The sequence below is a fragment of the Erwinia sp. PPS120 genome (genome assembly GCF_047918655.1).
GTDB classification, from domain to species: domain Bacteria; phylum Pseudomonadota; class Gammaproteobacteria; order Enterobacterales; family Enterobacteriaceae; genus Erwinia; species Erwinia tasmaniensis_A.
On sequence record NZ_JBLREF010000037.1, the window covers coordinates 29,557 to 55,791 of the forward strand.

General features: G+C 56.7%; 22 protein-coding genes. 11 read left to right on the plus strand and 11 right to left on the minus strand.

Going from position 1 to position 26,235, the window contains the following annotated elements; all coding sequences use genetic code 11:
* Positions 1–655 precede the first annotated feature (655 nt).
* The 5 genes from ACLRGG_RS17440 to ACLRGG_RS17460 all read right to left on the minus strand — a co-directional run bounded on the left by ACLRGG_RS17440 (position 656) and on the right by ACLRGG_RS17460 (position 6,302).
* Positions 656–1,696 carry an oxidoreductase gene (locus ACLRGG_RS17440; protein ID WP_416250958.1) on the minus strand — a complete coding sequence of 347 codons (1,041 nt, stop codon included), beginning with the start codon at positions 1,694–1,696 and terminating at the stop codon, positions 656–658.
* Between the two features lie 109 nt (positions 1,697–1,805).
* Positions 1,806–2,699, minus strand: coding sequence for an arabinose operon transcriptional regulator AraC (gene araC, locus ACLRGG_RS17445; protein WP_416250959.1), 894 nt, complete (start codon positions 2,697–2,699; stop codon positions 1,806–1,808).
* Positions 2,700–2,713: 14 nt separating this feature from the next.
* On the minus strand, positions 2,714–3,700 hold the full coding sequence (gene araH / locus ACLRGG_RS17450) for an L-arabinose ABC transporter permease AraH (RefSeq protein WP_416250960.1): 987 nt from the start codon (positions 3,698–3,700) through the stop codon (positions 2,714–2,716).
* A 17-nt stretch (positions 3,701–3,717) separates the two neighbouring features.
* Positions 3,718–5,241: an L-arabinose ABC transporter ATP-binding protein AraG gene (gene araG / locus ACLRGG_RS17455; RefSeq protein ID WP_416250961.1), complete on the minus strand. Its 1,524-nt coding sequence runs from the start codon at positions 5,239–5,241 to the stop codon at positions 3,718–3,720.
* 77 nt (positions 5,242–5,318) lie between these two features.
* A complete protein-coding gene (locus ACLRGG_RS17460) occupies positions 5,319–6,302 on the minus strand; it encodes an arabinose ABC transporter substrate-binding protein (protein ID WP_416250962.1) in 984 nt (327 codons plus the stop codon).
* Positions 6,303–6,662: 360 nt separating this feature from the next.
* On the opposite strand from ACLRGG_RS17460, the gene ACLRGG_RS17465 reads away from it, so the two are divergent.
* Complete coding sequence (locus tag ACLRGG_RS17465; RefSeq protein WP_416250963.1) at positions 6,663–8,354, plus strand: ribulokinase; 1,692 nt, start codon at positions 6,663–6,665, stop codon at positions 8,352–8,354.
* A gap of 1 nt (position 8,355) precedes the next feature.
* The gene (gene araA / locus ACLRGG_RS17470; protein WP_416250964.1) at positions 8,356–9,861 is read left to right on the plus strand and encodes an L-arabinose isomerase; all 1,506 of its coding nucleotides are present in this window, start codon (positions 8,356–8,358) and stop codon (positions 9,859–9,861) included.
* 468 nt (positions 9,862–10,329) lie between these two features.
* Here the strand turns inward: araA and yjfF are convergent, their stop codons facing one another.
* From yjfF to ytfQ, 4 genes are read right to left on the minus strand one after another with little or no spacing between them, the layout of a single operon-like run.
* Entirely contained in the window at positions 10,330–11,334 is a 1,005-nt protein-coding gene (yjfF, locus tag ACLRGG_RS17475) for a galactofuranose ABC transporter, permease protein YjfF (protein ID WP_416250965.1), read from the minus strand.
* Entirely contained in the window at positions 11,331–12,344 is a 1,014-nt protein-coding gene (ytfT, locus tag ACLRGG_RS17480; protein ID WP_416250966.1) for a galactofuranose ABC transporter, ATP-binding protein YtfT, read from the minus strand. The genes yjfF and ytfT overlap by 4 nt, the downstream gene beginning before the upstream one ends.
* Positions 12,337–13,863: a sugar ABC transporter ATP-binding protein gene (locus ACLRGG_RS17485; protein WP_416250967.1), complete on the minus strand. Its 1,527-nt coding sequence runs from the start codon at positions 13,861–13,863 to the stop codon at positions 12,337–12,339. Before ACLRGG_RS17485 ends, ytfT begins: the two co-directional genes overlap by 8 nt.
* 50 nt (positions 13,864–13,913) lie before the next feature.
* Positions 13,914–14,870, minus strand: coding sequence for a galactofuranose ABC transporter, galactofuranose-binding protein YtfQ (gene ytfQ, locus ACLRGG_RS17490; RefSeq protein ID WP_416250968.1), 957 nt, complete (start codon positions 14,868–14,870; stop codon positions 13,914–13,916).
* Between the two features lie 499 nt (positions 14,871–15,369).
* Between ytfQ and ydgT the strand changes: the two genes are divergently transcribed.
* From ydgT to nth, 9 genes are all read left to right on the plus strand, one after another.
* Entirely contained in the window at positions 15,370–15,585 is a 216-nt protein-coding gene (gene ydgT / locus ACLRGG_RS17495; protein WP_416250969.1) for a transcription modulator YdgT, read from the plus strand.
* Positions 15,586–15,683: 98 nt separating this feature from the next.
* Complete coding sequence (locus ACLRGG_RS17500) at positions 15,684–16,124, plus strand: DUF2569 domain-containing protein (RefSeq protein WP_416250970.1); 441 nt, start codon at positions 15,684–15,686, stop codon at positions 16,122–16,124.
* A 125-nt stretch (positions 16,125–16,249) separates the two neighbouring features.
* On the plus strand, positions 16,250–16,831 hold the full coding sequence (gene rsxA / locus ACLRGG_RS17505) for an electron transport complex subunit RsxA (protein WP_067710437.1): 582 nt from the start codon (positions 16,250–16,252) through the stop codon (positions 16,829–16,831).
* Positions 16,831–17,406 (plus strand): electron transport complex subunit RsxB, encoded by a 576-nt coding sequence (gene rsxB, locus ACLRGG_RS17510; RefSeq protein WP_067710435.1) that lies wholly within the window; start codon positions 16,831–16,833, stop codon positions 17,404–17,406. The genes rsxA and rsxB overlap by 1 nt, the downstream gene beginning before the upstream one ends.
* A complete protein-coding gene (rsxC, locus tag ACLRGG_RS17515; protein WP_416250971.1) occupies positions 17,399–19,369 on the plus strand; it encodes an electron transport complex subunit RsxC in 1,971 nt (656 codons plus the stop codon). Before rsxB ends, rsxC begins: the two co-directional genes overlap by 8 nt.
* Positions 19,370–20,431 carry an electron transport complex subunit RsxD gene (gene rsxD / locus ACLRGG_RS17520; RefSeq protein ID WP_416250972.1) on the plus strand — a complete coding sequence of 354 codons (1,062 nt, stop codon included), beginning with the start codon at positions 19,370–19,372 and terminating at the stop codon, positions 20,429–20,431.
* Positions 20,431–21,060 (plus strand): electron transport complex subunit RsxG, encoded by a 630-nt coding sequence (gene rsxG / locus ACLRGG_RS17525; RefSeq protein WP_416250973.1) that lies wholly within the window; start codon positions 20,431–20,433, stop codon positions 21,058–21,060. The genes rsxD and rsxG overlap by 1 nt, the downstream gene beginning before the upstream one ends.
* Positions 21,053–21,754, plus strand: a complete 702-nt coding sequence (locus tag ACLRGG_RS17530; protein WP_345831415.1) for an electron transport complex subunit E — start codon at positions 21,053–21,055, stop codon at positions 21,752–21,754. Before rsxG ends, ACLRGG_RS17530 begins: the two co-directional genes overlap by 8 nt.
* Positions 21,751–22,386 (plus strand): endonuclease III, encoded by a 636-nt coding sequence (gene nth / locus ACLRGG_RS17535; RefSeq protein ID WP_416250974.1) that lies wholly within the window; start codon positions 21,751–21,753, stop codon positions 22,384–22,386. The genes ACLRGG_RS17530 and nth overlap by 4 nt, the downstream gene beginning before the upstream one ends.
* A 676-nt stretch (positions 22,387–23,062) precedes the next feature.
* Here the strand turns inward: nth and betA are convergent.
* Both betA and betB read right to left on the minus strand, forming a co-directional pair.
* Positions 23,063–24,733: a choline dehydrogenase gene (gene betA / locus ACLRGG_RS17540; protein WP_067703641.1), complete on the minus strand. Its 1,671-nt coding sequence runs from the start codon at positions 24,731–24,733 to the stop codon at positions 23,063–23,065.
* A gap of 43 nt (positions 24,734–24,776) precedes the next feature.
* Positions 24,777–26,234 carry a betaine-aldehyde dehydrogenase gene (gene betB, locus ACLRGG_RS17545; protein ID WP_416251067.1) on the minus strand — a complete coding sequence of 486 codons (1,458 nt, stop codon included), beginning with the start codon at positions 26,232–26,234 and terminating at the stop codon, positions 24,777–24,779.
* Position 26,235 lies beyond the last annotated feature (1 nt).

Below are 26,235 nucleotides of genomic sequence, written 5' to 3' on the forward strand. Positions count from 1 at the left end.
CTTATTATCGCAACGATAATAAACGTTACAGATGCCAGCCAGGTCAAAACCCGCCCAGTGACACAGCTATGTTGTTTGCAGGAAGGTCAAAACCCGCTCCGGCGACACGGCTATGTTGCGGGTCAGAACGCCGGGACGCCGTAAACCCATCCCTGGGGGCTTCACTGCCGCATCCCTGCGGCAGAGACCCGGCTTATCTGCTCCGCAACACCGCTTTCTGGCTGCGGCGTGGTCTGCGGGTTCTCTGGCAGTGGCAAAGGTCAAAACCTGATCCGATCATGACAGCCTTATCTGTCGAAAATTTTGTAAGCCGGGGCCGGACATGAAGAGGTTTTTAACAGCGACGACGTAGCCCGAGGCCAGGCGGGGACCGTTGACTTAGCGGACCGTCGAGCGCAGGGATGCGCGAGCCGAGCCCACACGGATGTGCCTGCGGCGTGTCCGCGTGACAACGGCCCCCGCAGGGTTTTGCACCGTATCACCGCAATGACAGCAAACATCCCAGATGCCAGGCTGGACATGGAGAGATTTTTAACAGCGACTACGTCGCCCGAGGCCAGGCGGGGACCGTTGGCTTAGCGGACCGTCGAGCGCAGGGATGCGCGAGCCCACACGGACGTGCCTGCGGCGGGATGCCCACACCGCCCGAATGGGCCTACTTAAGCGACATCGTCTGACGCTTCTCGGCGGACTGCAAACCCCGCTCGATCAGCTCCATAACCTGAATGGCTTCCTCCGCCGTCACCGGATTCGCCCCCTCACCCTTAATCGCATCACGGACCCCCGCATAGTACGCCGGATAATTCCCCGGCAGGGTCGGCAGCGGCGTCTCCACCAGCCTGTCGCCCTCGACCCGCGTCAACACGCCATCACGACTGTCCTCACCCCAGCCCTCTACCGGCAGACGTACACCTTTTTTAAGGTTCTCCTCCTGAGGATCGAGGCCAAACTTCACAAAACTCCCGCCCGTCCCGTGCACCTGATAACGTGCGGATTCCGCAGCGACCAGCATGCTGGCATGCAGCACCACGCGCCGCTGTGGGTAGGTCAGTACCGCATGGAAATAATCAGTCGTCTGCGCGCCAGGCCGCAGTTCCGCCATATCAACGTTAATCGCCACCGGCGAACCAAAGAGCTGTAACGCCTGATCGATAAGGTGCGGTCCCAGATCGTACCAAATACCGCTGCCCGCACCCTTTTGCTCACGCCAGCGGTTGCGTACCTCCGGACGGAACCGGTCAAAATGCGATTCGAAATAACGCACCTCGCCCAGCGCACCCTCCGCCAGCAGCGTTTTCAACGTCAGGAAATCACTGTCCCAGCGGCGGTTGTGAAATACTGAAAGCAGTAAACCTTTCGCTTTTGCCAGCGCATCAAGCTCATGCGCCTGTGACAACGTCACGGTGAAAGGTTTATCAACCACCACATGCTTACCCGCATTCAGCGCGGCTTTGGCCAGCGGGAAATGGGTTTCATTGGGGGTGGGGATAACAATGAGCTGCAAAGAGGGATCGTCGAATAGCGCCTGGGGCGTGTCAACCGCCGTTATTGATGGCCAGTCGGCGTGAACTTTGTCAGCATCGCTGCTGGAAACAGCGGCCAGTTCCATTCCGGGTGTCCCGGCGATTAGCGGGGCATGGAAAGTCTTACTGGCAAAACCATAGCCGACCAGCCCTACGCGAATTTTATCGTTCATTGAGGGTTCCTCGTTATTCATACCCCGTTGATTTAAGTCGATCAACGGGGTAAGAACAAGCGGGATTTACCTGAAATGCTGATGAAGTTTTAAGCGTCAGCCTGCGCCGTTACCATGTCTCCTGGGCCACCAGGTCATCGCTCGCTTCCAGAGAGCGCCGGCGGAAATTACTGGGGCTGACGCCGACCCGCTTACGGAACACGCGGGAAAAATAGAGCTGATCGTCATAGCCCACCAGCCGGCCAATCGTCGCAATGGGCTCCTGCGTCGTTTGCAGCAGCATTCTGGCGCGGATCACACGCTGATCTTCCCGCCAGCGCAGCAGGTTGACGCCCATCTGATCGCGGAACAGGTGCGCCAGTCGCGAAGGGGAAAGGCAGACGTGATTCGCCACTTCCTCAATTTTTAGCTCGCCAGCCAGGTTACGGGTAACGAACTGGCAGGCCTCAATAACCCGCGGATCGCGTACCTGTTGATGACTGCGGGGATCCTCTTCAATCGCGCGCAGCAGCAGTCGCTCAAGCAGATTCATGGCCAGCTCTTCCGCATAGCGTTGCCCCGACGTATGGGTCTGTTCGATACTGGCAAACAGCTCCTCGAACTCAGTCCGCAGCGTTTCATCCAGCCTGAGTCGCCCCACGCCCTGCTTCTCATCCTGCCAGTCCAGCCAGTCATTCCAGTAGGCGCGCGGACGAAAGTAGACCCAGCGGTGGTGCCAGCAGTCGCTCTCCGGTGACCGCCCGTAATAGTGCTGGGTTTGCGGCTTAAACAGCAGTAAATCCCCGGGTTCACAGTCGAATGCCCGTTCGCCGCTGAATACCTGTCCACGCCCCCGGACGGTAAGGTTAATAATGTAGCCCTTCATACCACCGGGCCTGTCGATAAAAAAATCCAGCGAGTCGCCGGCGTTGACCGGCGTCAGCCCTGCCACCAGCCAGGCGTTAAACTGATAGCCTGGGAGCAGCGGATTCAACTGCGCTACCGGTGCTAAGCGATGATACATGCGCGCCTCCGTTCTCAAGCCACTTTACTTTTCTGTTTGTAGCGGTCAAAAATCACCGCTGCCAGCAGGATCAGCCCCCGCACAACATACTGAGAAAAAGGTGAGATATTAAGAAGATTCATGGCGTTCTCAACCGTGCCAAGTATCAGCACGCCTGCCACAACGTAGGATATTTTGCCAATCCCGCCCTTCAGCGAGACGCCGCCCAGTACGCAGGCCGAAATCACAATCAGCTCATAACCCAGCGAGGTCATGGGCTGACCGCTGGTCATACGTGATGCCAGGATAATACCTGCGGCGGCAGAAACCAGCCCGGAAAGGATAAATATAATAATACGCGTCCGGACGACCGGCACGCCGGCGAGTCGTGCGGCCTCTTCATTGCCGCCGATGGCCAGCGTATTGCGGCCAAAGGTGGTTTTATTTAGCAGGAAGCCAAAAATAATCAGGGTTGCCACGGTCAGCCAGACCGGTGCGGGTACGCCCAGCCAGTTGGTGTAGCCCAGCGCGAAAAAGCGTTCATCCTCGATCCCCACGGCTTTGCCATCCGAGAAGATATAGGCCAGCCCTCGTACGATCTGCATCGTCGCGAGCGTGGTGATCAGCGCATTTATTTTCAGTCTGGCAATCACAAAGCCGTTGACCAGTCCGCAAAGCATACCGAGTAACAAACCGGCGGCGATGCCTAACCACAAACTCTCGCTCAGATTAATCACTACCGCCGTCGTGACGCCTGCACAGGCAATTACCGAGGCAACGGAGAGGTCGAAATCACCTGACGCCAGGCAGAACAGCATGCCACAGGCCACCATACCGGACATGGACATGGCCAGCCCCAGCCCTTTCATATTGATTAGCGTGCCGAAGTTTGGAATAAATATTGTGCAGCCGATAAATAACACGGCAAACACCACCAGCATGCCGAAATTATCCCAGATATGGCCCAGCCTGGCACGCTGTGGCCGCTTTGGCGCAGCGGCGGGAGAGGTTGTTGTGGTCATCAAATTGCTCCTTCCAGTCAGGCCACGACTGCGGCTTGTTGAGTTGTTTTTGGCATGGCCATGCCGAGCGTCAGCGCTTCAGTAGCGTGGTCATGGCTCAGTTCACCGGCTATTTCGCCTTCGCGCATGACGACGATACGATCTGCCAGCCCCATCACCTCAGGCAGGTCGCTGGAGGCAAACAGCACCGTAATGCCCTTCTCCGCCAGCGCGTAGATCAGGCTGTAAATTTCATGCTTTGCACCCACGTCGATGCCTCGCGTCGGCTCGTCGAGCAGGATCACCTTCATCTCTTCCGACAGCCACCGCCCGAGAATGGCCTTCTGCTGATTGCCTCCGGACAGGTTCATGATCGGCTGATCGGCTGAGGGCGTTTTAATGTTCAGGGAACGGATATGGACGGCCGCATTGTGATTTTCCCACTGACGGTCAATCAGGCAGCCCGCTTTGATGTTGTTGCGGCGTGCGCTGATGTTGATATTGTCGCGCACGGAGTGAACAGCAATAATGCCGTCTGCCTTACGATCTTCCGGGCAGAGCAGGATGCCGGCACGGATAGCATGCGCCGGTTCGCGGATTGTTAGCCGCTCGCCGTCAAGCCACAGCTCCCCCCCGATCAGTCGGGTTGCCCCAAATAGCCCCTTCATCAGTTCACTGCGTCCGGCTCCGACCAGACCGAACAGGCCAACGATCTCCCCGGCCCTGACGCTGAGTGAAATCGGCTTCCTTACCCCTTTGGCCTGTACGTTATTAAGTTGCAGGCGGATCTCACCCATTTTACGTGGCCGGTAGCCATAGATATCGCCGATTTCGCGACCTACCATCGCCTCGACCAGCTGGTCATGCGTGGTGTTCGCGACGTCACTGAAGGTACGCACCACGCGCCCGTCCTTAAACACGGTGATGGCATCACTTAGCGCAAAAATCTCCTCCATGCGGTGAGAGACATACAGCACCACCCGCCCCAAATCCCTGAGCTTGCGGATGACGCGGAACAGATTTTCGATTTCCCGGGAAGAGAGAGAACTGGTCGGTTCATCAAAGGCGATGACTTTAGCATTGCGCGCCAGCGCCTTGGCAATTTCCACCATCTGCCACTGACCCAGAGAGAGCGACTTCAGCGGCATATCGGGATCGATATCCATCCCCAGATTTTTGAGTTGCAGCTCTGCTTCGTAGCGCAGCAGTTTGCGGTTCACCAGCCCGGCGCGCTGGGGGAGCTGGCCGAGATAGATATTTTCTGCTACCGACATTTCCGGTATCAGATGCAGTTCCTGATAGATGATGGCCACGCCAGCGTCGAGCGCCGCCGTGGTGTGCGTAAAGCTGACGGGCTTGCCCTGTAGCCGGATCTCTCCGCTGGTCGGCTGATAGCTGCCGCTGAGGATTTTAAGCAGCGTGGATTTCCCTGCGCCATTTTCACCCATCAGCGCATGTATCTGACCGGCGGCGCAGTCGAAGCTGATCTCCTGCAGCGCCTTAACGCCGGGAAAGGTTTTACCGATGGCATGAAAGCTGAGCCAGGCGGGTTGCGTATTCATTGTTAACTCCTGCAAACGTTGCTTTCCACACCCGCGGGAACGGCTGATAACGCTCCCGCTACCGACATGCTTCGCGGCTATTTCAGCCCTTTTTTGGCCAGTTCGGTGGTGAAGTTGTCGCGGGTGATCAGCACGACATCGGTCACTTCGGTGAACTTAGGCGGCTCGGCGCCTTGACTCACCCAGTTATAGAGCATCTGAATGCTTTTATAGCCGTGTACGTCCGGGCTGGGCAGCAGGGAGCCATAAAAGCCGGTCGCATGGCCTTTTGACAGCTCGCTGACGGCATCAACGCCGTTAATGCCGATGCCAATGACGTCGGGTGCCTTAAAGCCCTGGCCTTCCGTCGCGCGCACCCCGCCGAGAACGGTATTGTCGTTCATGCCCAGTATCAGCCAGTGCTTAACGGCAGGATGCTGAACCAGCAGGGAGTTCCCCGCATCGAACGCGCCGGGAATATCGTTAGATTTGGTCGGTACTTTATAAATCTGCGCCGCCGGGAAGCCGGCCGCCCTGAGCGCATCCATTGAGCCGGAGGTACGGCGGCGGGCAGTATCCAGCTCGTCGGCCGTAATCGCCATCACACCGGTCTCTTTAACGTCCCATCCGCGCTTTTGCATCTCTTTATACAGTTCCTGTCCCTGCCGCTCCCCGATCTTCGTGGCCGCCATCATCACCAGCGGTACGCTATCCATCGGCTTTCCTTTTGCGGTAACAAACTGATCGTCAACGGCAATCACCTTCAGATCGTAGCTTTTGGCTTTGGCGATGATCGCTGATCCAAGTTTGGGATCGGGCGTACAGATAACGAAGCCCTTCGCCCCACTGGCGGCCAGGCTGTCAATGGCATTGAGGGTTTTCTCACCGTCGGGTACGGCAATTTTAATTACCTCAAAACCCCTCTCCTTACCGGCTTTATCGGCAAATTTCCATTCCGTCTGGAACCAGGGTTCTTCAGGCTGCTTGACCAGGAAACCCAGCTTCATGGGTTCGGCCATAGCCGAATGTGACATAACGGCGGCAAGTCCAACAGCGGCAAGTACATGGGTCATTTTAAGCATAAGGCTCTCCGGCTCGGTTCCCGCTTTTTGCAGGGTTATCTGAATGTTAACAACATGAAATTATTTTGCTTAAAGGCTTAAAACACCGGCATTTTCGGGACAGATGCCAGCCTGTCTGTTAATGGGCGCTATTTTTATCGGGAACCTTATTCCGAAAGGGAGAGCGCAATCACACCCTGAAATTACGACCAGATAGTCCATATATTCAGCCAAAATCACCCCATTTAAAGTTTTGAACCGCATCACAATCCGCAGCCAGATGACAGAAAAGTGCATATCTACAGCGTCCCTGGTCTAACGCCCAGGGCAGGGAGTTCTTAGGCTATTCACACCGTTCACTCAAACTGCCTGGAGAAGAGAATGCAGTTAGGTGCAATTACATTAGGTCTGGATTTTGGCAGCGATTCAGTTCGGGCCCTGGCGGTTGACTGTGCCAGCGGCAAAGAGCTTCATACGCAGGTCGTCACCTATCCGCGCTGGCAGCAGGGGCAATACAGCCAGAGCAGGATCAATCAGTTTCGCCACCATCCGCAGGATTATATCGATGCGTTTGAAAAAGCCATACGTGACGTTGTCACCCTGCTCACGCCTGAACAGCGCGAGCAGGTGGTGGGGATTGGGGTAGATTCGACCGGTTCAACGCCCGCGCCTATTGACCGGGAAGGCAGAGTACTTGCCCTGCGCCCTGAATTTGCCGATAACCCCAACGCCATGTTTGTACTGTGGAAAGATCACACGGCTATTAAAGAGGCCGAAGAGATCAACACCCTCTGCCACAGCGGGAAATTCAACGACTATTCACGTTACATCGGGGGAATTTATTCATCGGAGTGGTTTTGGGCCAAGATCATGCATGTCAGCCGGGAAGATGCCGCCGTGCGGGAGGCTGCGGTTTCATGGATTGAGCTTTGCGACTGGGTTCCCGCCCTGCTTAGCGGCACAACGGCCCCGGATGCGATTCGCCGTGGCCGTTGCGCCGCCGGGCATAAATCGCTGTGGCATCCCGACTGGCAGGGGCTGCCGGACCGGGAGTTTTTAAATGCCCTCGATCCGCTGCTCACCACCCAGCTCGACTTCCCCCTTTTTACCGATACCTGGACCGCCGACGTGCCCGTTGGCACCCTTACGACAGAATGGGCTGCACGGCTAAATCTGCCTGCGGGCATTCAGATTGCCGGGGGCGCATTTGACTGCCACATGGGTGCAGTAGGCGCGGGCGCCAGACCCTGGACGCTGGTGAAAGTGATTGGCACCTCAACCTGCGACATTCTGATAGCCGATACCGCGCGGGTAGGAAACAGCGCCATCAGCGGGATTTGCGGCCAGGTTGACGGCAGCGTCATGCCGGGTGCTATCGGGCTGGAGGCCGGTCAGTCGGCGTTTGGCGACATGTACGCCTGGTTCAGCCGCCTCCTATGCTGGCCGTTAGAGCAGGCAACCGCCCGCCACCCTCAACTTAAGGAGGAGATCGGCCAGGTTAAGAAAGATCTTCTCAACGATCTGACTCAGGCCTGGGTCAACGATCCGCAACTCGAACATTTGCCGGTGGTGCTGGACTGGTTTAATGGACGCCGTACACCCTTTGCGAATCAGCGGCTGAAAGGTGTTATTACCGATCTTAATCTGGGTACCGATGCGCCCACCCTGTTTGGCGGATTTATCGCCTCAACTGCCTTTGGCGCCCGCGCAATTATGGAGTGCTTTGAACAGCAGGGAATGCCGGTGGAGAACATTCTGACGCTGGGGGGCATTGCCCGTAAGTCACCAGCGATTATGCAGGTCTGCTGCGATGTAATGAATCGTCCGCTGGATATTGTGGCTTCTGACGAATGCTGCGCATTGGGTGCCGCGATTTTTGCCGCCGTTGCCGCAGGCGTTTATCCCGACGTCGCCACGGCCCAGCAGAAGATGGCCAGCCCTGTGGCCGTCACCCTGCAACCCGATCAATCGCGCTTTGCTCGCTATCAGCAGCTGTATCAGCGTTATCTTCAGTGGTGTGACGTCGCCGAACCGCTGTTCGCCTCACGCCCGTCTACTTTTAAAGGAGAATGATATGTCCTCACTCAATGCGCTTAAGGTCTGGTTTGTTATTGGTACGCAGCATTTGTATGGCGCAGAAACGCTTCGTCAGGTAGAGGATCATGCCCGTCAGGTGGTTGACGGCCTGAACCGCGACGGGCAGTTACCCTTCCAGCTTATGCTAAAGCCTCTGGTAAAAAGTCCGGATGAGGCGCTGGCGCTCTGCCGTGAAGCCAATTATGCCGAAGAGTGCCTTGGCATTATCACCTGGCTGCATACCTTTTCTCCGGCGAAAATGTGGATTGGCGGCCTGTCGGTGCTGAATAAACCGTTGTTACAGTTTCATACCCAGTTTAACGCGGAGATCCCGTGGGACAGCATGGATATGGACTTTATGAATCTGAATCAGACGGCGCACGGTGGCCGTGAGTTTGGCTTTATTGGCGCGCGGATGCGCCTACCGCACAGCGTGATCACCGGACACTGGCAGGATAAGACCGCCCGTGAGCGGATTGGCAAATGGATGCGTGCCGCCGCGGCTAAACAGGCCAGCCAGCAGCTGAAGGTGGCGCGGTTTGGCGATAATATGCGCGAGGTGGCAGTAACCGAGGGGGATAAGGTTGCGGCGCAGATCCAGTTCGGCTACGCAGTTAACGGCTGGGGCGTAGGCGATCTGGTCGAGGTGATCAATGGCGTAAGCGACGGCGACGTTAACGCTCTGGTGGATGAGTACGAAAATCTGTACGACTTTACTGCCGCCGCCGCAGTGAATGGCGAGAAACGTCAGAACGTTTTTGATGCGGCGCGTATTGAACTGGGGATCAAAGGTTTTCTGCAGGCCGAGGGCTGCATGGCCTTTACCACCAATTTTCAGACGCTGCACGGGATGACGCAGCTGCCAGGACTGGCGGTGCAGCGGCTGATGCAGCAGGGGTATGGCTTTGCCGGTGAGGGCGACTGGAAGACGGCGGCGCTGCTGCATATCTTTAAGGTGATGTCGACGGGACTGCCCGGTGGCACTTCCTTTATGGAGGATTATACCTACCATTTTTCACCGGGGAATGAGCTGGTGCTGGGCTCGCATATGCTGGAGGTTTGCCCATCTGTCGCGAAGGAGACGCGCCCGGTGATCGACGTTCAATATCTGGGCATTGGCGGCAAAGCCGATCCCGCAAGGCTGATTTTTTCCACCCCGGCGGGCCGCGCAGTCAACGCCAGCGTGATTGATATGGGCGATCGTTTCCGTCTGCTGGTGAATGTCGTGGATGCGATTGAGCAGCCAAAAGCGCTGCCTAAGCTGCCGGTTGCCCGTGCGCTGTGGCGTGCCCAGCCTTCACTGGCAACGGCATCTGAAGCCTGGATTCTGGGCGGCGGCGCACATCATACGGTGTTCAGTCAGGCTCTGACGGTTGAGGATATGCGTCAGTACGGCGAGATGCACGGCATTGAGGTGTTGGTCATTGATGACGAGACTACCCTGCATGGCTTCAAGGATGCGCTGCGCTGGAACGAAGCTTATTACCGGCTGAATCAGCGTTAAATCTTCAGGGCGGAGGGTAACTGGAGCGGGGCCTGATGCCCGGTGATTGTCGCCTGCGGGTGGGGCCCGGTGCTGCACAGGCCTGAGGGGTCGCCTGCGGGTGGGGCCCGTCTGCTCCTTTTGCATCGTGCGGGCTGTGGGTAAGAGCGGTTCCGGATATTCCAGTGAAATCATCGCCTGGCTTGAAAGCGGAAAGAATGATGCAAATAAGAAAACCCATGCGCTAAAGACTTAATGCCTTCTCCTGTCAGTCTGCCTTGCACTGCCTAGGTCCGGGGTATCGCCCACGTGTGGTCCTTTTGCTTTGTGCTGGCTGCGGGTAAAGGCACCACGCAACGCGTGTAGCTGCGACGCCCGGCAACCGCTGGGATTGTCCACCGATAGAGCATATATTGCAGCTGTATAGCAGACCAGCGCTTTAGACCAATCGACAGTCAAAACCAAAGGTAACTCGCGAAGCGTGGCTACTCATTCACCTACGCTTGCCTGAGACGTCACCCGTTTCACCGGCGCGTTCTGCTGGCGGTCCCACATCACCGTCAGCAACCTCTGCAACGCAATAAAAACAAACAGCAGAATCCCGATGGCGATCTTGGTCCACCACGAACTCAGCGTGCCGTCAAAGTTAATCCATGTCTGAATCAGCCCCTGAATCAGCACGCCAAACAGCGTGCCGAGTACGGTACCTACGCCACCCGACAGCAGCGTGCCGCCAATCACCACGGAGGCAATCGCATCCAGCTCCACCCCCATACCTGCAAGGGCATAGCCAGCCGAGGTATAAACAGAAAAAACAATCCCCGCCAGCGTGGCCAGCGCCGAGGAGAGCATATAAATACGTACCGTTGTGCTGCGGGTCGCTATTCCCATCAGCCGCGCTGACGTCGCGTTCCCACCAATCGCATAAACCTCATTCCCGAAGCGGGTGCGGTGAGCCAGTACAATGCCTAACCCCACCACCAGCAGCATAATAACCGCCAGCAGACTTAATCGCCCGCCACCGGGAAGCCTCCATGCCAGGCCCGACAGCGTGCTATACAGCGGGTGGTCGATGGGTATCGAACTCTCCGCTACCAGATAACTGCTGCCGCGCAGAAAAAACATTCCAGCCAGGGTAATAATAAAAGCCGGGATTTTAAGCGCATCAATCAGCCAGCCCATCATCGCCCCAAATGCTGCCCCCATTGCCATCACCAGCGCGAACGCCAGCCAGGGATCCAAATGGTAATCACCTATCGCCCGCGCCAGAAAAACGCCGGTAAAGGCGATCACGGCCCCAACCGACAGATCGATACCGCCAGAGAGAACCACAAATGTCATACCGACCGCAATAATGCCGAGAAAAGCGTTATCCGTCAGGATATTGGCGATAACCCGGGTGGAAGCAAAGCCGGGAAATTGCGCCAGACAAAAAAGATAGCCCACGACAAATACCAGCAAAGTTATCATCAACGGCAAATGACGTTTAATCACCTTTGCCTCCTCTTAAACAAATGAATCACGCGCGGCGTCTGAATCAGCAGCACCACCATCACCACCACGGCTTTCACCACCTGATTCAACTCCGGCGGGAAGCCTGAAAGCAGAATGCCAGTGTTCATCGCCTGAATAATCAGCGCGCCCACCAGCGAGAGCAGCAGGTTAAAGCGGCCACCCATCAGCGATGCTCCGCCAATCACCACCGCCAGAATGGCATCCAGCTCCAGCCAAAGCCCGGCATTATTGGCATCGGCACCACGGATATCTGCCGCAACAATCAGCCCTGCTACCCCCGCGCACAGCCCGCTAATCACATAGGTCGACATTACAACCAGCCAGCCGTTAACGCCGGCATTACGCGCCGCGCGCAGGTTGATCCCCACCGCCTCAATAAACATCCCCAGCGCCGTTTTTCGACAGACCAGCCAGACCAGCAGCGCCACGGCCAGCGTTATCCAGACCGGCACCGGCAGCAGCAGCAGCGTGCCGCTCCCCACCCGCGCCAGCGACTCACTGTCAAACGTGACGATTTGCCCCTGGGTTATCAGCTGCGCAATGCCACGCCCGGCTACCATCAGAATCAGCGTCGCAACAAAGGGCTGAATTCTCAGTAAAGCAACCAGCATGCCGTTCCATAATCCGCAAAGCAGCCCGCTGCCGAGCGTCATCAGAATCACCGTTGCCAGCCCGTGGCCGGAAACGGTCAGCGTGGCCGCCGTGGCACCCGCAATGGCCATTACGGCACCCACGGAGAGATCGATCCCGCCGGTGGCGATCACCAGCGTCATACCGATGGATAGCAGCGCAACCGGGGCGGCGCGGTTTAGGATATCGACCGGGCTACCGAACAGCCTGCCATCCTGCAGGTGGATCGCAAAAAAGTTACTGGCCACCAGGCTGTTGACAATCAGCACCAGAATTAACGCCGCAAGCTGCGGCATCCCCGCAGGCAGCCTGCGTTTATGCGGGTGTGACTCAGCGGGCACAAGAGAAGATTCAGGCATGCTGGCTCCCTCCGGCTGCAATGGCCCCGACGATTGATGAAACCGACAGGTGCTCCAGCCCAATTTCAGCCACCTGCTGACGATCCCTGAGGATCACCACCCGATCCGCATAGCCCACCAGCTCCTCCAGCTCGGAAGAGATAACCAGCAGGGCCAGCCCGTCGGCGCAGAGTGATTCGATCAGGCGGATGATTTCGGCATGCGCGCCGACGTCGATCCCGCGCGTGGGCTCATCCAGGATAAGAAACTGTGGCCGGGTCACCAGCCAGCGCGACAGCAGCACCTTTTGCTGATTGCCGCCGGAGAGCAGTTCAACGGGCTGTTCCGCATCTGGCGTCCTGATGCCCAGGCTTTTGATAAAACGACCGGCAATTTCCTGCTGCTCCCGTTTTTTTATCGGCCTGAGCCAGCCACGCTGTGCCTGCAGGGCGAGGATAATATTTTCACGCACTGAGGCCGCACCGATAATACCTTCAGTTTTACGATCTTCGGGGCAGAAACCGATCCCCAGACGGGACGCCTGCGCTGGCGTGCGGATCGTCCGCTTTTTACCCTTAACGAAAGCGCTACCGCTGTCGGCGCGCCTGATGCCAAACAGCAGCTCGGCGGTTTCGGTACGCCCGGAGCCGAGCAGCCCTGCCAGCCCCACCGCTTCGCCGGGGCGCACGCTGAGGTTGAAGGGCGCAATCGTTCCCTTACGGCCATAATTGTTGAATTCGACCACCGGCTGATTGCTCTTCAGGGTACTGCCCGCGCGCTGGAGGGCCGTTTCCAGCAGTTCATGCCCCAGCATCAGTTTTATCAGGTCAATTTGTGCCAGCCCCTCAGTGTCCCGGCTGGCAACAAACTGCCCGTTGCGTAACACGGTGATGCGGTCGCTGATCCTGTAGACCTGATCGAGGAAATGGGTGACAAAAATCAGACTCATGCCACGTTCCTTTAACTGGCGCATCAGTGTAAAAAGCATTGTCACCTCACTGGCATCGAGGCTGGCGGTCGGTTCATCAAGGATCAGTACCTTAGCCGAGAGATCGATGGCGCGGCAGATAGCAATGATTTGCTGCATCGCCACCGAATACTGCCCCAGAGGACGGGTGACATCCAGTTCAAAGCCATAGCGGTGCAGCAGCGTCCTGGCGTTATGTATCATTTCACGCCGGTTGATAAAACCCAGCCGGCGTGGCTCACGACCAATAAACAGGTTATCGGCGACTGACATATTCGGCAGCAGATTGACTTCCTGATAAACCGTGCCAATGCCCAGGGCCTGCGCATCTGCCGTGCTGTCAGGGCTGATCTCCCGGCCTGATAACAGGATAGCGCCCGCATCACGCTGATAGACACCGGTCAGCACTTTAATCAGCGTGGATTTTCCGGCACCGTTTTCGCCTAGCAGCGCCATAATTTCGCCGGGCCGGATGTCAAAGGAGACGTTATCCAGTGCCTTAACGCCGGGAAAAAGTTTACTGACGCCGCTTATGCTTAGCAGGGGCGGCGGGGAAGAGTGTTGCAGAGTCATACGGCTTCGCCTTAACCATAAAAAACCGCCCTGACAGGGCGGTGCGGGGGTCAGTAACCCATTCCTGTTTTCTTATCCGCCTGCGATTGCGCATCGGCAGGCAGGAAAAGCCGGGATTCCGTTTTAATAATTTTTGGCGGCACGGTGCCCTCTTTTTTGAACTTTTCCAGCGCGTCGAAGGCGGGTCCGGCCATATCCGGCGTCAGTTCAACGTTGGCGTTGGCCTCCCCGGCCAGCATGGCTTTATAAATATCCGGCACGCCGTCAATGGAACCGGTCAGGATATCTTTACCGGGTTTAAGACCCGCTTCCTTAATCGCCTGAATGGCGCCGATCGCCATATCGTCATTGTGCGCAAAGACCATGCAGATATTTTTGCCGTTATTTTCTGCCTTAATAAAGCTCTCCATCACTTCTTTCCCCTTGCTGCGGGTGAAGTCTCCGGACTGTGATCGAACGATTTTGATACCCGGCGCCCCTGTGATGGCCTGCGCAAACCCTTTTTTCCGGTCAATGGCTACGCTGGCCCCAACCGTCCCCTGCAGCTCGACCACATTGCAGGGTTTACCGTTTCTCTCTTTTACCAGCCAGTCGCCAATCAGTTTGCCCTCGTAAACGTTGTCTGCGGTGACCACTGCCATATACAGCGACTTATCTTTAACCACGATGGCCCGATCCAGCAGGAATACGGGAATTTTCGCCTCGCGTGCTTCTTCCAGTACCGGCTCCCAGCCCGTTTGAACCACCGGGGCAATAAAAATTGCATCCACGCCCTGTGCGATAAAGGACCGTACCGCTTTAATCTGGTTTTCCTGCTTCTGCTGACCGTCGGCGATTTTCAGCGTAATACCACGTTTTTTAGCCTCGCTTTTCGCTACGCTGGTTTCTGCCGCACGCCAGCCCGATTCGGAGCCCACCTGCGAAAAACCCACCGTCATCGATTCTGCTGAGGCATAACCCGACAGGCTGGCACTGATAAGCGTGGTTAAAAGTAAACGCTTCCACATGTTTTCTTTCCTCTGAGGGGATGCCATTGTTCCGAATAAAACCCGGCTTAAGCCTGGACTAAAGTCAAAAAAACATTTTCGACAATGCTCACAAAATCCATTCAATAAAGGACGTTAGGTCAGGATGGGGCGAGGTGTTAATCTGCTGCCACTATGGACAAATGCGTCTGCAAGTTTAAGGTAATGTTAAATAAGTGTATTAAAGAGAAGCGCTTATCATTACACACAGTGGAAACGATTACAGATGGAACAGGCGATTTTTATGGGCTTTTTTAGTCAGGCAGGAAGAGGGGTTTTTTCATGTTTTGTGAGCTGTGCCGCAGTGATTACGGCCATCTGAAACCGTAAATGAATAAATAGCCGCCTTCACTGACCAAAATTTCGACCCTGTAGCGGAATTTATACAGAATTTACAGGTGATTGCCCCCTCGCTCTCTGGACAGTCGCCCACCGATCTTTATACTGATTGCCTCTTAATTCTTACCCCATGACGACCATCATGACTGACCACGATTATCTGTTAAAATTTCGTAAAGTTAGCTCGCTGGAGAGCCTGGAAAAACTGTTTGATCATCTGAATTACTCATTGACCAACAGTGCCGACATCGTAAATATGTACCGCGCTGCCGACCATCGACGGGCTGAGCTGGCCTCCGGTGGCCGCCTGTTTGACCTGGGCCAGGTGCCTAAATCCGTCTGGCGCTATGTGGTCTGAGTTTCACCCGCCCATGAACTGGCCTGTTTTAACCTCTGACCCGGCGTTAAGCTGGGGACAGATCGGGGTGCTTATCGCCGTTTTGCTAAGGAAATAGTGTGTCTGATGTGAGTAAAGTGCGAATCTCCGGACTTCTTCTGGTCCCCCTTGCCTGGCTGATTATGACCATGCTCACCAGCGCCCTGATGGTTGCCATGTATCTGAGCGTACTGCTCACGCCGACAATGCGCGCCGCAATTTTCAGTCATACCCATGCGTTCACATTACAGTGGAGTATCTCACTGTTAACGTCGCTAATCGTTTGGGGATACAGCCTCTGGGTGACCTGGATATTCTGCCAACGTTCGCGCCGCCTGCCCCGCCATTATATAATCTGGCTGCTGGTGACCGTGGTGCTGGCAATGAAGTCCTTTGCGTTCTCACCGGTGAGCGACGATGCGGCCCTCCACGCGCTTCTGCTTTCGCTACTGGCAGCGGCGTTCTTTGTGCCCTATTTCAAACGCTCAGAGCGCGTTAAAAACACGTTTATTGAATCCTGATGCGGAAAAAAACGTCAGAATTTTAATCGTCCGTGCGCTAAGAGGATATCCTTAGTGATGAGAGGTTGTTCTGCTGCCGTCTATACACGATAATAGGCGGCTTTTCATTTTTATCAGGCGCAATAATGACCGATTACCTGCTTCTTTTTATTGGTACCGTGCTGGTGAATAACTTCGTTCTGGTGAAGTTTCTCGGCCTTTGTCCTTTCATGGGCGTTTCCAAAAAACTGGAAACGGCTATTGGGATGGGGCTGGCAACCACGTTCGTTATCACCCTGGCCTCTATTTGCGCATGGCTGGTAAACCACCTTATTCTGCTGCCGCTGGATCTCGTCTATCTGCGCACCATGGCCTATATCCTGGTGATTGCGGTGGTGGTTCAGTTCACAGAGATGGTGGTGCGTAAAACCAGCCCCGATCTCTACCGCCTGCTCGGTATTTTCCTGCCGCTGATCACCACCAACTGCGCCGTGCTGGGTGTTCCGCTGTTAAGCGTGAACCTGAACCACACATTTTTGCAGGCCGCACTGTATGGCTTTAGCGCCTCGCTCGGCTTTTCGCTGGTGATGGTCCTGTTCGCCGGGATCCGTGAACGTCTGGTGCTGGCCGATGTACCCGCCCCGTTTAAAGGCTCTTCTATCGCCCTGGTCACGGCGGGTCTGATGGCGCTGGCCTTTATGGGTTTCAGCGGGCTGGTGAAGTTCTGATGAGCGCAGTCTGGATTGCTATTGCCGTACTAAGCGCGCTTGGCCTGCTGTTTGGCGCGCTATTGGGCTACGCCTCACGCCGTTTTAAGGTGGAAGAGGATCCGATTGTTGAGCAGATCGATGCCATCCTGCCGCAGAGTCAGTGTGGTCAGTGTGGCTACCCTGGCTGCCGCCCTTACGCTGACGCCGTGGGCAATAACGGTGAGATGATCAACAAATGCGCGCCCGGCGGAGAGCAAACCATGCTCAAGCTGGCCACGCTGCTGAATGTTGAGCCTCAGCCGCTCGGCGATGAGGCCGCCCGCGAGCCCGAGCGTAAGGTTGCCTGGATCGATGAAGCGAACTGCATTGGCTGTACCAAATGCATCCAGGCCTGCCCGGTTGACGCTATCGTCGGCGCGACCCGCGCCATGCACACCGTGCTCAGCGACGTCTGCACCGGCTGCGATCTCTGCGTTGCCCCCTGCCCTACCGACTGTATTGAGATGAGGCCGGTTGCCACCACCACCGCAAACTGGAAGTGGGATCTGCACAGTATCCCGATCAGGACTATCCCTGTGGAAAACCATGCGTAATCTGTTCAAACTCTTCAAAAAAGAACCGATCTGGGATTTCCAGGGCGGTATTCATCCGCCGGAAATGAAAACCCAGTCAAACGGGTCGCCTCTGCGTCAGCTGCCGCTGCCCGATCGGTTCATCATTCCCATTAAGCAGCATATTGGTCATGAAGGTGAACTGCTGGTCAGCCCCGGCGATCGCGTCCTGCGCGGTCAGCCGCTGACGTTTGGCCGGGGCAGAATGCTGCCGGTGCATGCGCCCACCTCCGGCACCGTTGAGAGCATTGCGCCCCATATTACCGCGCATCCATCCGCGCTGGCCGAGATGTGCATTTTCATTCGCGCAGACGGCGAAGACCGCTGGTGTGAGCGCCAGCCGCTGACCGACTATCGCCAGGCGGAGCGCAGCGCCGTGGTGGAGCGTATTCATCAGGCTGGCGTGGCAGGACTGGGCGGGGCGGGCTTCCCGACCGCAACCAAGCTGAGAGGCGGGCTGCGCGGCGTTAAAACGCTGATTATCAATGCCGCCGAATGCGAACCCTATATTACTGCTGATGACAGGCTGATGCAGGACTGCGCCGAGGAGGTGCTTGAAGGCAGCCGCATTCTCGCCTGGGTACTGCAGTCAGAGCGCGTGCTGATCGGTATTGAAGACAATAAGCCTGAAGCGATAGCCGCGCTGAAAAAAGCGCTGGGCAGCGCCACGGACATGGAGATCCGCGTTGTTCCCACTAAATATCCGTCCGGCGGTGCCAAACAGCTGACTAAAATCCTGACCGGCATTGAGGTTCCCCACGGCGGCCGCTCAACGGATATTGGCGTGCTTATGCAGAATGTTGGCACTGCCTATGCGGTGAAGCGCGCTATTATCGACGGCGAGCCGCTGACTGAGCGCGTGGTCACCCTGACCGGCGAGTCCGTGGGACAGCCGGGTAACGTGTGGGGTCGCATCGGCACGCCGATAGCGCATCTGCTGCATAATGCCGATTTTACCCCTGGCCCCGGTCAGATGGTGGTCATGGGCGGTCCGCTTATGGGCTTTACCCTGCCCGCACTGAACGTGCCGGTGGTGAAAATCACCAACTGCATCCTGGCGCCTTCCGCCAGTGAAATGGGCGACAGCGAACCCGAAAAATCATGCATCCGCTGTAGCGCCTGTGCCGATGCCTGTCCTGCTGCGCTGCTTCCGCAACAGCTTTACTGGTACAGCCGCGGTGGCGATCACGATAAAGCGCGCGAGCACAATATTGCCGACTGCATCGAATGCGGTGCCTGTGCCTGGGTCTGCCCCAGCAATATTCCGCTGGTGCAGTATTATCGTCAGGAGAAAGCTGAAATTCGCGCCATTGATCTTGAGGCTGAGCGTACGGCTCAGGCGAAAATCCGCTTTGAAGCCCGTCAGCAGCGTCTTGAGCGAGAAAAACTGGCGCGTGAAGCCCGACATCAGCAGGCGAAACGTACCGTCAGCGGCAGCGCTCAAAATGACATTGAGGCTGCGATTGAGCGGGTAAATGCGAAGAAGCTGGCTGCCGACGCTGCCACGACGCAGCATGCGACTGGCGAAACGACGTCTGAGTTAGCCAGTATGCAACATGATGCGCGTAAGGCGCAGGCGCGGGCGCATCAGGCTGAGACCCAGGCGGAAACCGAACCCGCCACCCGGCAGGCGCACGATCCGCGCAAGGCCGCCGTTGAGGCTGCCATTGCCCGCGCCAAAGCGAAGAAAGCCGCCGCCGTGGAGCCGCCCGCCGCTTCGGAGGAGATGCCCGTCGATCCGCGCAAGGCCGCCGTCGAGGCTGCCATTGCCCGCGCCAAAGCGAAGAAAGCCGCCGCCGCGGAACCGCCCGCCGCTTCAGGGAATACGGATAATCATACCCGGGGGGCGACAGAACACGCTGACGATCCCCGTAAAGCGGCGGTGGCGGCCGCCATCGCTCGCGCTAAAGCGCGCAAAGCGCAGCATTCTACGCAAGAGGATTAAATGGCTTTTCGCATCGCTAGTTCGCCCTATACTCACAATCAACGCAGTACCAGCACGATTATGATGCTGGTGCTTCTCGCTGCGATCCCTGGCCTTGCCGCACAGTGGTATTTTTTTGGCTGGGGCAACATTATTCAGGTGGTCATTGCCGCTGCGGCAGGGATGGGAGCAGAAGCCATTATTTTGAAACTCCGCCGCCTGCCCCTGGCAAAAACGCTGGGTGATAATTCAGCCTTACTGACCGCCCTGCTTCTGGGCGTCAGTATTCCCCCCCTTGCGCCCTGGTGGATCATCGTTATCGGCACCGTTTTTGCCGTAGTGATTTCTAAGCAGCTCTATGGCGGCCTGGGCCAGAACCCGTTTAACCCGGCGATGGTCGGCTATGTAGTTTTGCTTATCTCATTCCCGGTACAGATGACCAGCTGGCTGCCGCCCGATACGTTGCAGACCATCACCCCCAGCTTTATGGATACCCTGAGTATGATTTTCCACGCCCATACGCTGGATGGTCATAGTATGCAGCAGTTGCAGGCAGGGATTGACGGCATTAGTCAGGCAACACCGCTTGATACCTTTAAAACGGGCCTTCGCGCCGGGCATCATGCTGAACAGCTGCTGGCGCAGCCTGTCTACAGCGGCGTGATTGCTGGCCTGGGCTGGCAGTGGGTAAACGTTGGCTATCTGCTGGGCGGACTGTTTCTGCTGTGGACCAACACCATTCGCTGGCATATTCCGGTTAGCATCGTGCTCTCGCTGGCGCTGTTTTCCACTCTCGGCTGGCTGTTCTCACCTCACAGCCTGGTGTCCCCGGTTATTCATCTGTTTTCCGGCGCGACCATGCTCGGTGCCTTTTTCATCGCCACCGACCCGGTTACGGCTTCGACAACCAATAAAGGCCGACTGGTCTATGGGGTGCTGATTGGCCTGCTGGTCTGGTTGATTCGCAGCTTTGGCGGCTATCCGGACGGCGTAGCCTTTGCGGTGCTGCTGGCGAATATTACCGTACCGCTGATCGACTACTATACGCAGCCACGCGTTTACGGCCACCGCAAGGAGAAATGATGCTGGATGCCATAAGAAAAAACGGCGTGACGCTGGCGTTATTTGCAGCCGTCACTACCGGCCTGACGGCGGTTATTAATGCGGTGACCAAGCCGACCATTGAACACCAGACTGCGGTGCAGCAAAAAATACTGCTCGATCAGGTGGTGCCGCCGGAAATGTACAATAATGCCATTCAGCATGAGTGCTATATCGTGACGAATCCGGCACTGGGTAATGGCCCTCACCATCTCTATCTGGCGCGAAAAGATGACAAGCCCGTGGCCGCAGCGGTTGAGACCACCGCGCCGGACGGGTATTCTGGGGCTATTCAGATGATAGTGGGTGCAGATTTTAACGGCACCGTACTGGGGACCCGGGTGGTGGAGCACCATGAAACGCCGGGTCTGGGTGACAAAATAGAGCTGCGTATTTCTGACTGGATAAACAGTTTTAACGGTAAGCGATTGAATGGTCAGGACGATCCCCACTTTGCGGTTAAAAAAGACGGCGGGGATTTCGACCAGTTTACCGGCGCTACCATTACGCCTCGCGCCGTGGTGAATGCGGTAAAACGCACCACGCTTTATATTGAAACGCTGCCCGAGCAGATAGGCTCGCTGCCAGCCTGTGGAGATTCCAATGAGTGAAGCAAAAACGCTACTTATCGGCGGACTGTGGAAAAATAACTCTGCGCTGGTACAGCTGCTGGGGCTTTGTCCGCTGCTGGCGGTGACATCTACCTCGACTAACGCCCTCGGGCTTGGTCTGGCGACCACGCTGGTGCTGACCTGTACCAACAGCGCTATTTCTGCCTCGCGGCGCTGGGTGCCTGCCGATATCCGCATTCCCATTTATGTGATGATTATTGCCGCGGTGGTCAGCTGCGTGCAGATGCTGATTAATGCCTACGCCTATGGCCTCTATCAGTCTTTAGGCATATTTATCCCGCTGATTGTTACCAACTGCATCGTGGTTGGCCGTGCGGAGGCGGTGGCCTCAAGAAGCAGCGTCCCGCTCTCTGCGCTCGACGGCATGGCGATTGGATTGGGTGCGACCAGCGTAATGGTGGTACTGGGTTCAATTCGCGAAATTATCGGCAACGGCACCATTTTTAACGGCGCCGATCAGCTGCTGGGCCCATGGGCGAAAGTACTGCGCGTCCAGGTTGTGCATTTTGATTCGCCCATGCTGCTTGCCATGCTGCCGCCAGGCGCCTTTATCGGGCTGGGCATGCTGTTGGCCGCTAAGTATCTTATTGATAATAAAATGAAAGCGCGCGCAGCGCTGGCGGCGGAAAAGGAAGCGAAGACGTTGCCTGAAGGAGAAGCGAGCCCGCTGTGAACAAGGATAAACGACAGCAGATTTTGAGTCGGCTACGAGAAAACAATCCCCACCCGACCACTGAACTGGTTTTCACCACCCCTTTTGAACTGCTGATTTCGGTGCTACTCTCCGCGCAGGCCACCGACGTCAGCGTCAATAAAGCCACCGCGAAACTCTATCCGGTGGCGAATACCCCGGCAGCCATACTGGCGATGGGGGTGGATCAGTTAAAAACCTACCTTAAGACTATCGGTCTGTTTAACAGTAAGGCAGAGAATGTCATTAAGACCTGCCGTATTTTGCTGGAAAAGCATCAGGGCGAGGTTCCAGAGGATCGCGAGGCGCTGGAGGCGCTCCCTGGCGTAGGCCGTAAGACCGCCAATGTGGTGTTGAATACCGCCTTTGGCTGGCCGACTATTGCCGTCGATACGCATATTTTCCGCGTGTGTAACCGTACGAATTTTGCTCCCGGCAAAAACGTTGAGCAGGTTGAAGATAAGCTGCTGAAGGTGGTGCCGAAGGAGTTCAAGGTTGACTGCCATCACTGGTTTATTTTGCATGGCCGCTATACCTGTATCGCACGTAAGCCCCGCTGTGGATCATGCATTATCGAAGATCTGTGCGAGTATAAAGAGAAGGTCGAGCTTTAGTTTTAGTGGTGCGGGGGTGTGATATCTGCTGTGCCGGTGGGTTGTTTGGGCTGTAATACCTGCGATACCGGTGGATAATCCCTGCGGTTGCCGGGCATCATGAAGCTGCAATATCGGCTTTTTCGGTGGACAATCCCAGAGTTCGCCGGACGTCCTCGCGCCATGCTTTGCCTGGTGCCTTTGGCTCCGACTCCAGGCCGGACGGCCCGGTCGCGAGCGGGCATCCCTGCCCGCCGCTCCCTGAGTGCAGCATCCCTGCTGCCCTCGCCTGGCCTTCCGTCTGCGCCGCAGCGCTGCGGATTACCCGTCAACCGCTGGGATTGTCCACCTCTCGGGCTGCTGAGCTGCTTTGAGTAAAACCGTTTAGCTCTCCGCAGGTATCATCAGCACGACTTCCAGTTACGCCCTAATAAAACTCAGGCTTTGTAGCCCACCCGGCCCATGTAACCCCCGCAACCGCCTTACCCGCAGCCAGCACAATGCAATAAGCAGACGGGTAGTGCCCGGTGACAGGCAATCCGCAGCGCTGAGTAGAGAGAGGAAGATCCGGATGGGCCAGCAGGGAGGCTGGCACCGGGCACCACCCGTTGGCGACAGCGCTTAACCTTCAGCGCGCCAGGTAACTTTCATCCGCTCTGTGGTACACCGGGCCTCTGACCCGGCTTACAGAAAGGGATTAAACCTGCTCAGCTTCCGCTTTCTCCCGCTTAAGCTGGTAATACTCGGCAGTGGAGACGCTCAATGGTGCACGGCCCCGGATCAGATCGGCCATCTTCTCGGCGATCATTACCGTCGGCGCATTCAGATTACCGGTAGTGATCTGCGGCATAATTGAAGCATCGACCACGCGGAGATTCTGCATTCCGTGCACGCGCCCTTCTGCATCCACAACGGCCATCTCATCGTTACCCATCGCGCAGCTTCCGCACGGATGATAAGCCGTTTCAGCGTGATCGCGGATAAAGGCGTCAATCTGCTCATCGCTCTGCACGGCGGCACCCGGCTGGATCTCTTCACCACAGTATTCTGCCAGCGCGGACTGACGCATAATATCGCGCGTCAGACGAACCGCACTGCGAAACTCTTCCCAGTCCCGCTCTTCGGACATGTAATTAAAGAAGATTGACGGCGCAGCATACGGATGCCTGGAGGTCAGCTTCACGCGGCCCCGGCTTTTTGAACGCATCGGGCCGACGTGGGCCTGGAAACCATGCTCTTTAACCGGGCTGCTGCCATTGTAGTTAATGGCGACCGGCAAAAAGTGATACTGCAAATCCGGCCAGTCCGGCTTATCATCGCTGCGGATAAACCCACCCGCTTCGAACTGGTTGCTCGCGCCAATGCCGGTGCCTTTAAACAGCCACTCAGCACCGATAGCAGGCTGATTCCACCACTGGAGCGATGGATAGAGGCTGACCGGCTTTTTACAACGGAACTGCATATACACTTCCAGATGGTCCTGCAAATTGCGTCCCACACCCGGCAGAGCATGCACAACCGGGATATCCAGCTCGCGTAGCCACTCTTCCGGACCCACGCCAGAGCGCTGCAGGATCTGCGGAGAAGCAATCGCACCACCGCACAGCAGGACCTCGCGCGTGGCCTCAGCCTGCTCTTCTTTACCGTTACGCAGCCAGCAAACACCCGTCGCCGTTTTACCACTGAACAAAATCCGGTCGGTCTGTGCATGGGTAATGATGGTCAGATTGGAGCGCTGTTTCGCCACGTCCAGATAGCCGCGCGCGGTACTGGAACGTCGACCCTGCGCAGTCACGGTTCTGTCCATCGGGCCAAAACCATCCTGACGATAGCCATTCAAATCGTCTGTCTCGTGGTGCCCTGCCTGCTTCGCGGCGTCAATAAAGGCCCGGAACAGCGGATTATTGCCCTTTTTAGGGGTCGTAACGCTCAGGTAACCGTCGCCGCCGTGGTAGTCATTTTCACCGATATCGCGCTTTTCCGCCTTACGGAAATACGGCAGGCAGTTGAGATAGGACCAGTTCTCCAGGCCCTCTTTTTTTGCCCAATTGTCGTAATCCATCGCGTTGCCGCGAATGTAGCACATGCCGTTGATCAGTGAAGATCCACCCAGTCCCTTACCCCGTCCGCACTCCATGCGGCGGTTATTCATTTTCGGCTCTGGATCGGTTTCAAATGCCCAGTTATAGCGTTTACCCTGTAGCGGATAAGCTAAAGCGGCTGGCATTTGGGTACGGAAGTCCAGGCGGTGGTCTTTGCCGCCAGCTTCCAAAAGCAGTACCGATACGTCAGCATCCTCAGTCAGTCGCGTTGCCAGCACATTACCTGCTGAACCTGCCCCAATAATAATATAATCAAATTTCTGCATTAAACCCCCAGATAGCCGCGGCCATACCGGCCGCGGCTATAAATCAGAATGCGGACGGATAGTCGCCCATTTCAATCAGGATCGATTTGGTGCGCGTATAATGGTGCAGCGTTTCCAGCCCATTCTCACGCCCCACGCCCGACTGCTTGTAGCCGCCTACCGGCATCGGCGCCGGTGATTCGCCCCAGCTGTTTACCCAGCAGATGCCAGCCTCAAGCTGATGAATAACACGATGCGCGCGGTTCAGCGAGGTCGTAAATACGCCAGCTGCCAGGCCGTACTGCGTATCATTAGCACGCCCGATGACTTCTTCTTCATCATCAAAGGCAAGGATGCTCATTACCGGGCCGAAGATCTCTTCCTGTACGATGCGCATATCGTCACGGCAGTCGGTAAATACCGTTGGCTCGACGTAACAGCCTTTCGCCATCGCCCCTTCGGTAATGCGTGAGCCGCCGGTCAGCAGGCGCGCGCCCTCTTTTTTACCGAGATCGAGGTAAGAGACCACTTTCTGGCAGTGCTCTTCGCTGACCAGCGGGCCGAAGTTGATCTGCGGATCGGTCGGATCGCCAATATGGATCCCCGCGACCTTCTCTTTCAGACGCTGTTCAAAAGCCGGCAGCAGCGAACGCTGTACGAACACCCGCGTACCGTTGGTGCATACCTGGCCGCTGCTGTAGAAGTTGGCCATCATGGCCCCATCCACCGCACGTTCAAGGTCGGCATCGTCAAACACGATCAGCGGCGATTTCCCACCCAGTTCCATGGTGACTGATTTCAGGTTAGCCAGCGCCGCATCCGCCATTACGCGCTTACCGGTATTCACTTCGCCGGTAAAGGAGACTTTCGCGATCCGCGGATGCTGGCTCAGCCCCTGGCCGACGGCCCCTGCACCCTGTACAACGTTAAATACGCCATCGGGCAGGCCTGCTTCGGTGAAAATTTTCGCCAGCTCGAGTACGCTGAGAGGGGTAACCTCGCTTGGCTTAAAGATCATCGCATTGCCCGTGGCCAGCGCCGGGGCGCTTTTCCACAGCGCGATTTGGATCGGGTAGTTCCATGCGCCAATACCGGCACACACGCCCAGCGGTTCGCGGCGGGTATAAACCAGCGCGCTGTCACGCAGGGGAATGGATTCACCTTCAACGGCTACCGCCAGGCCCGCGTAGTACTCCAGCACGTCAGCACCGGTTACGATATCGACGGCGGTGGTTTCGCTAAGCGGCTTGCCGGTATCCGCTGTTTCCAGCTCGGCCAGCTGTTGATTGCGTTCGCGCAGCAGCGCAACCGCTTTTAACAGCACGCGGCTGCGTTCAACAGGGGTGTAACCGCGCCAGATGCGCTGACCGGCTTCTGCCGTGCTGACCGCACGATCGATATCCTGCTGACTGGCCGAGGTAATTTCTGCAAGAACCTCACCGTTGGCCGGATTGATGGTGGTAAATGTTTCGCCATGACCCGCTTCTTCGCGGCCATTGATGTAAAGTCCACGGCGTTGCATA

Coding starts and splice junctions, on each gene's coding strand:
- betB (WP_416251067.1), bottom strand. CDS start 26,234: ATGCAACGCCGTGGACTTTACATCAATGGCCGCGAAGAAGCGGGTCAT.
- araH (WP_416250960.1), bottom strand. CDS start 3,700: ATGACCACAACAACCTCTCCCGCCGCTGCGCCAAAGCGGCCACAGCGT.
- ACLRGG_RS17485 (WP_416250967.1), bottom strand. CDS start 13,863: ATGACTCTGCAACACTCTTCCCCGCCGCCCCTGCTAAGCATAAGCGGC.
- araA (WP_416250964.1), top strand. CDS start 8,356: ATGTCCTCACTCAATGCGCTTAAGGTCTGGTTTGTTATTGGTACGCAG.
- rsxG (WP_416250973.1), top strand. CDS start 20,431: ATGCTGGATGCCATAAGAAAAAACGGCGTGACGCTGGCGTTATTTGCA.
- betA (WP_067703641.1), bottom strand. CDS start 24,733: ATGCAGAAATTTGATTATATTATTATTGGGGCAGGTTCAGCAGGTAAT.
- araG (WP_416250961.1), bottom strand. CDS start 5,241: ATGAATACGCAACCCGCCTGGCTCAGCTTTCATGCCATCGGTAAAACC.
- ACLRGG_RS17440 (WP_416250958.1), bottom strand. CDS start 1,696: ATGAACGATAAAATTCGCGTAGGGCTGGTCGGCTATGGTTTTGCCAGT.
- ytfT (WP_416250966.1), bottom strand. CDS start 12,344: ATGCCTGAATCTTCTCTTGTGCCCGCTGAGTCACACCCGCATAAACGC.
- ACLRGG_RS17465 (WP_416250963.1), top strand. CDS start 6,663: ATGCAGTTAGGTGCAATTACATTAGGTCTGGATTTTGGCAGCGATTCA.
- rsxD (WP_416250972.1), top strand. CDS start 19,370: ATGGCTTTTCGCATCGCTAGTTCGCCCTATACTCACAATCAACGCAGT.
- ACLRGG_RS17530 (WP_345831415.1), top strand. CDS start 21,053: ATGAGTGAAGCAAAAACGCTACTTATCGGCGGACTGTGGAAAAATAAC.
- ACLRGG_RS17460 (WP_416250962.1), bottom strand. CDS start 6,302: ATGCTTAAAATGACCCATGTACTTGCCGCTGTTGGACTTGCCGCCGTT.
- rsxA (WP_067710437.1), top strand. CDS start 16,250: ATGACCGATTACCTGCTTCTTTTTATTGGTACCGTGCTGGTGAATAAC.
- rsxB (WP_067710435.1), top strand. CDS start 16,831: ATGAGCGCAGTCTGGATTGCTATTGCCGTACTAAGCGCGCTTGGCCTG.
- ytfQ (WP_416250968.1), bottom strand. CDS start 14,870: ATGTGGAAGCGTTTACTTTTAACCACGCTTATCAGTGCCAGCCTGTCG.
- araC (WP_416250959.1), bottom strand. CDS start 2,699: ATGTATCATCGCTTAGCACCGGTAGCGCAGTTGAATCCGCTGCTCCCA.
- rsxC (WP_416250971.1), top strand. CDS start 17,399: ATGCGTAATCTGTTCAAACTCTTCAAAAAAGAACCGATCTGGGATTTC.
- ydgT (WP_416250969.1), top strand. CDS start 15,370: ATGACTGACCACGATTATCTGTTAAAATTTCGTAAAGTTAGCTCGCTG.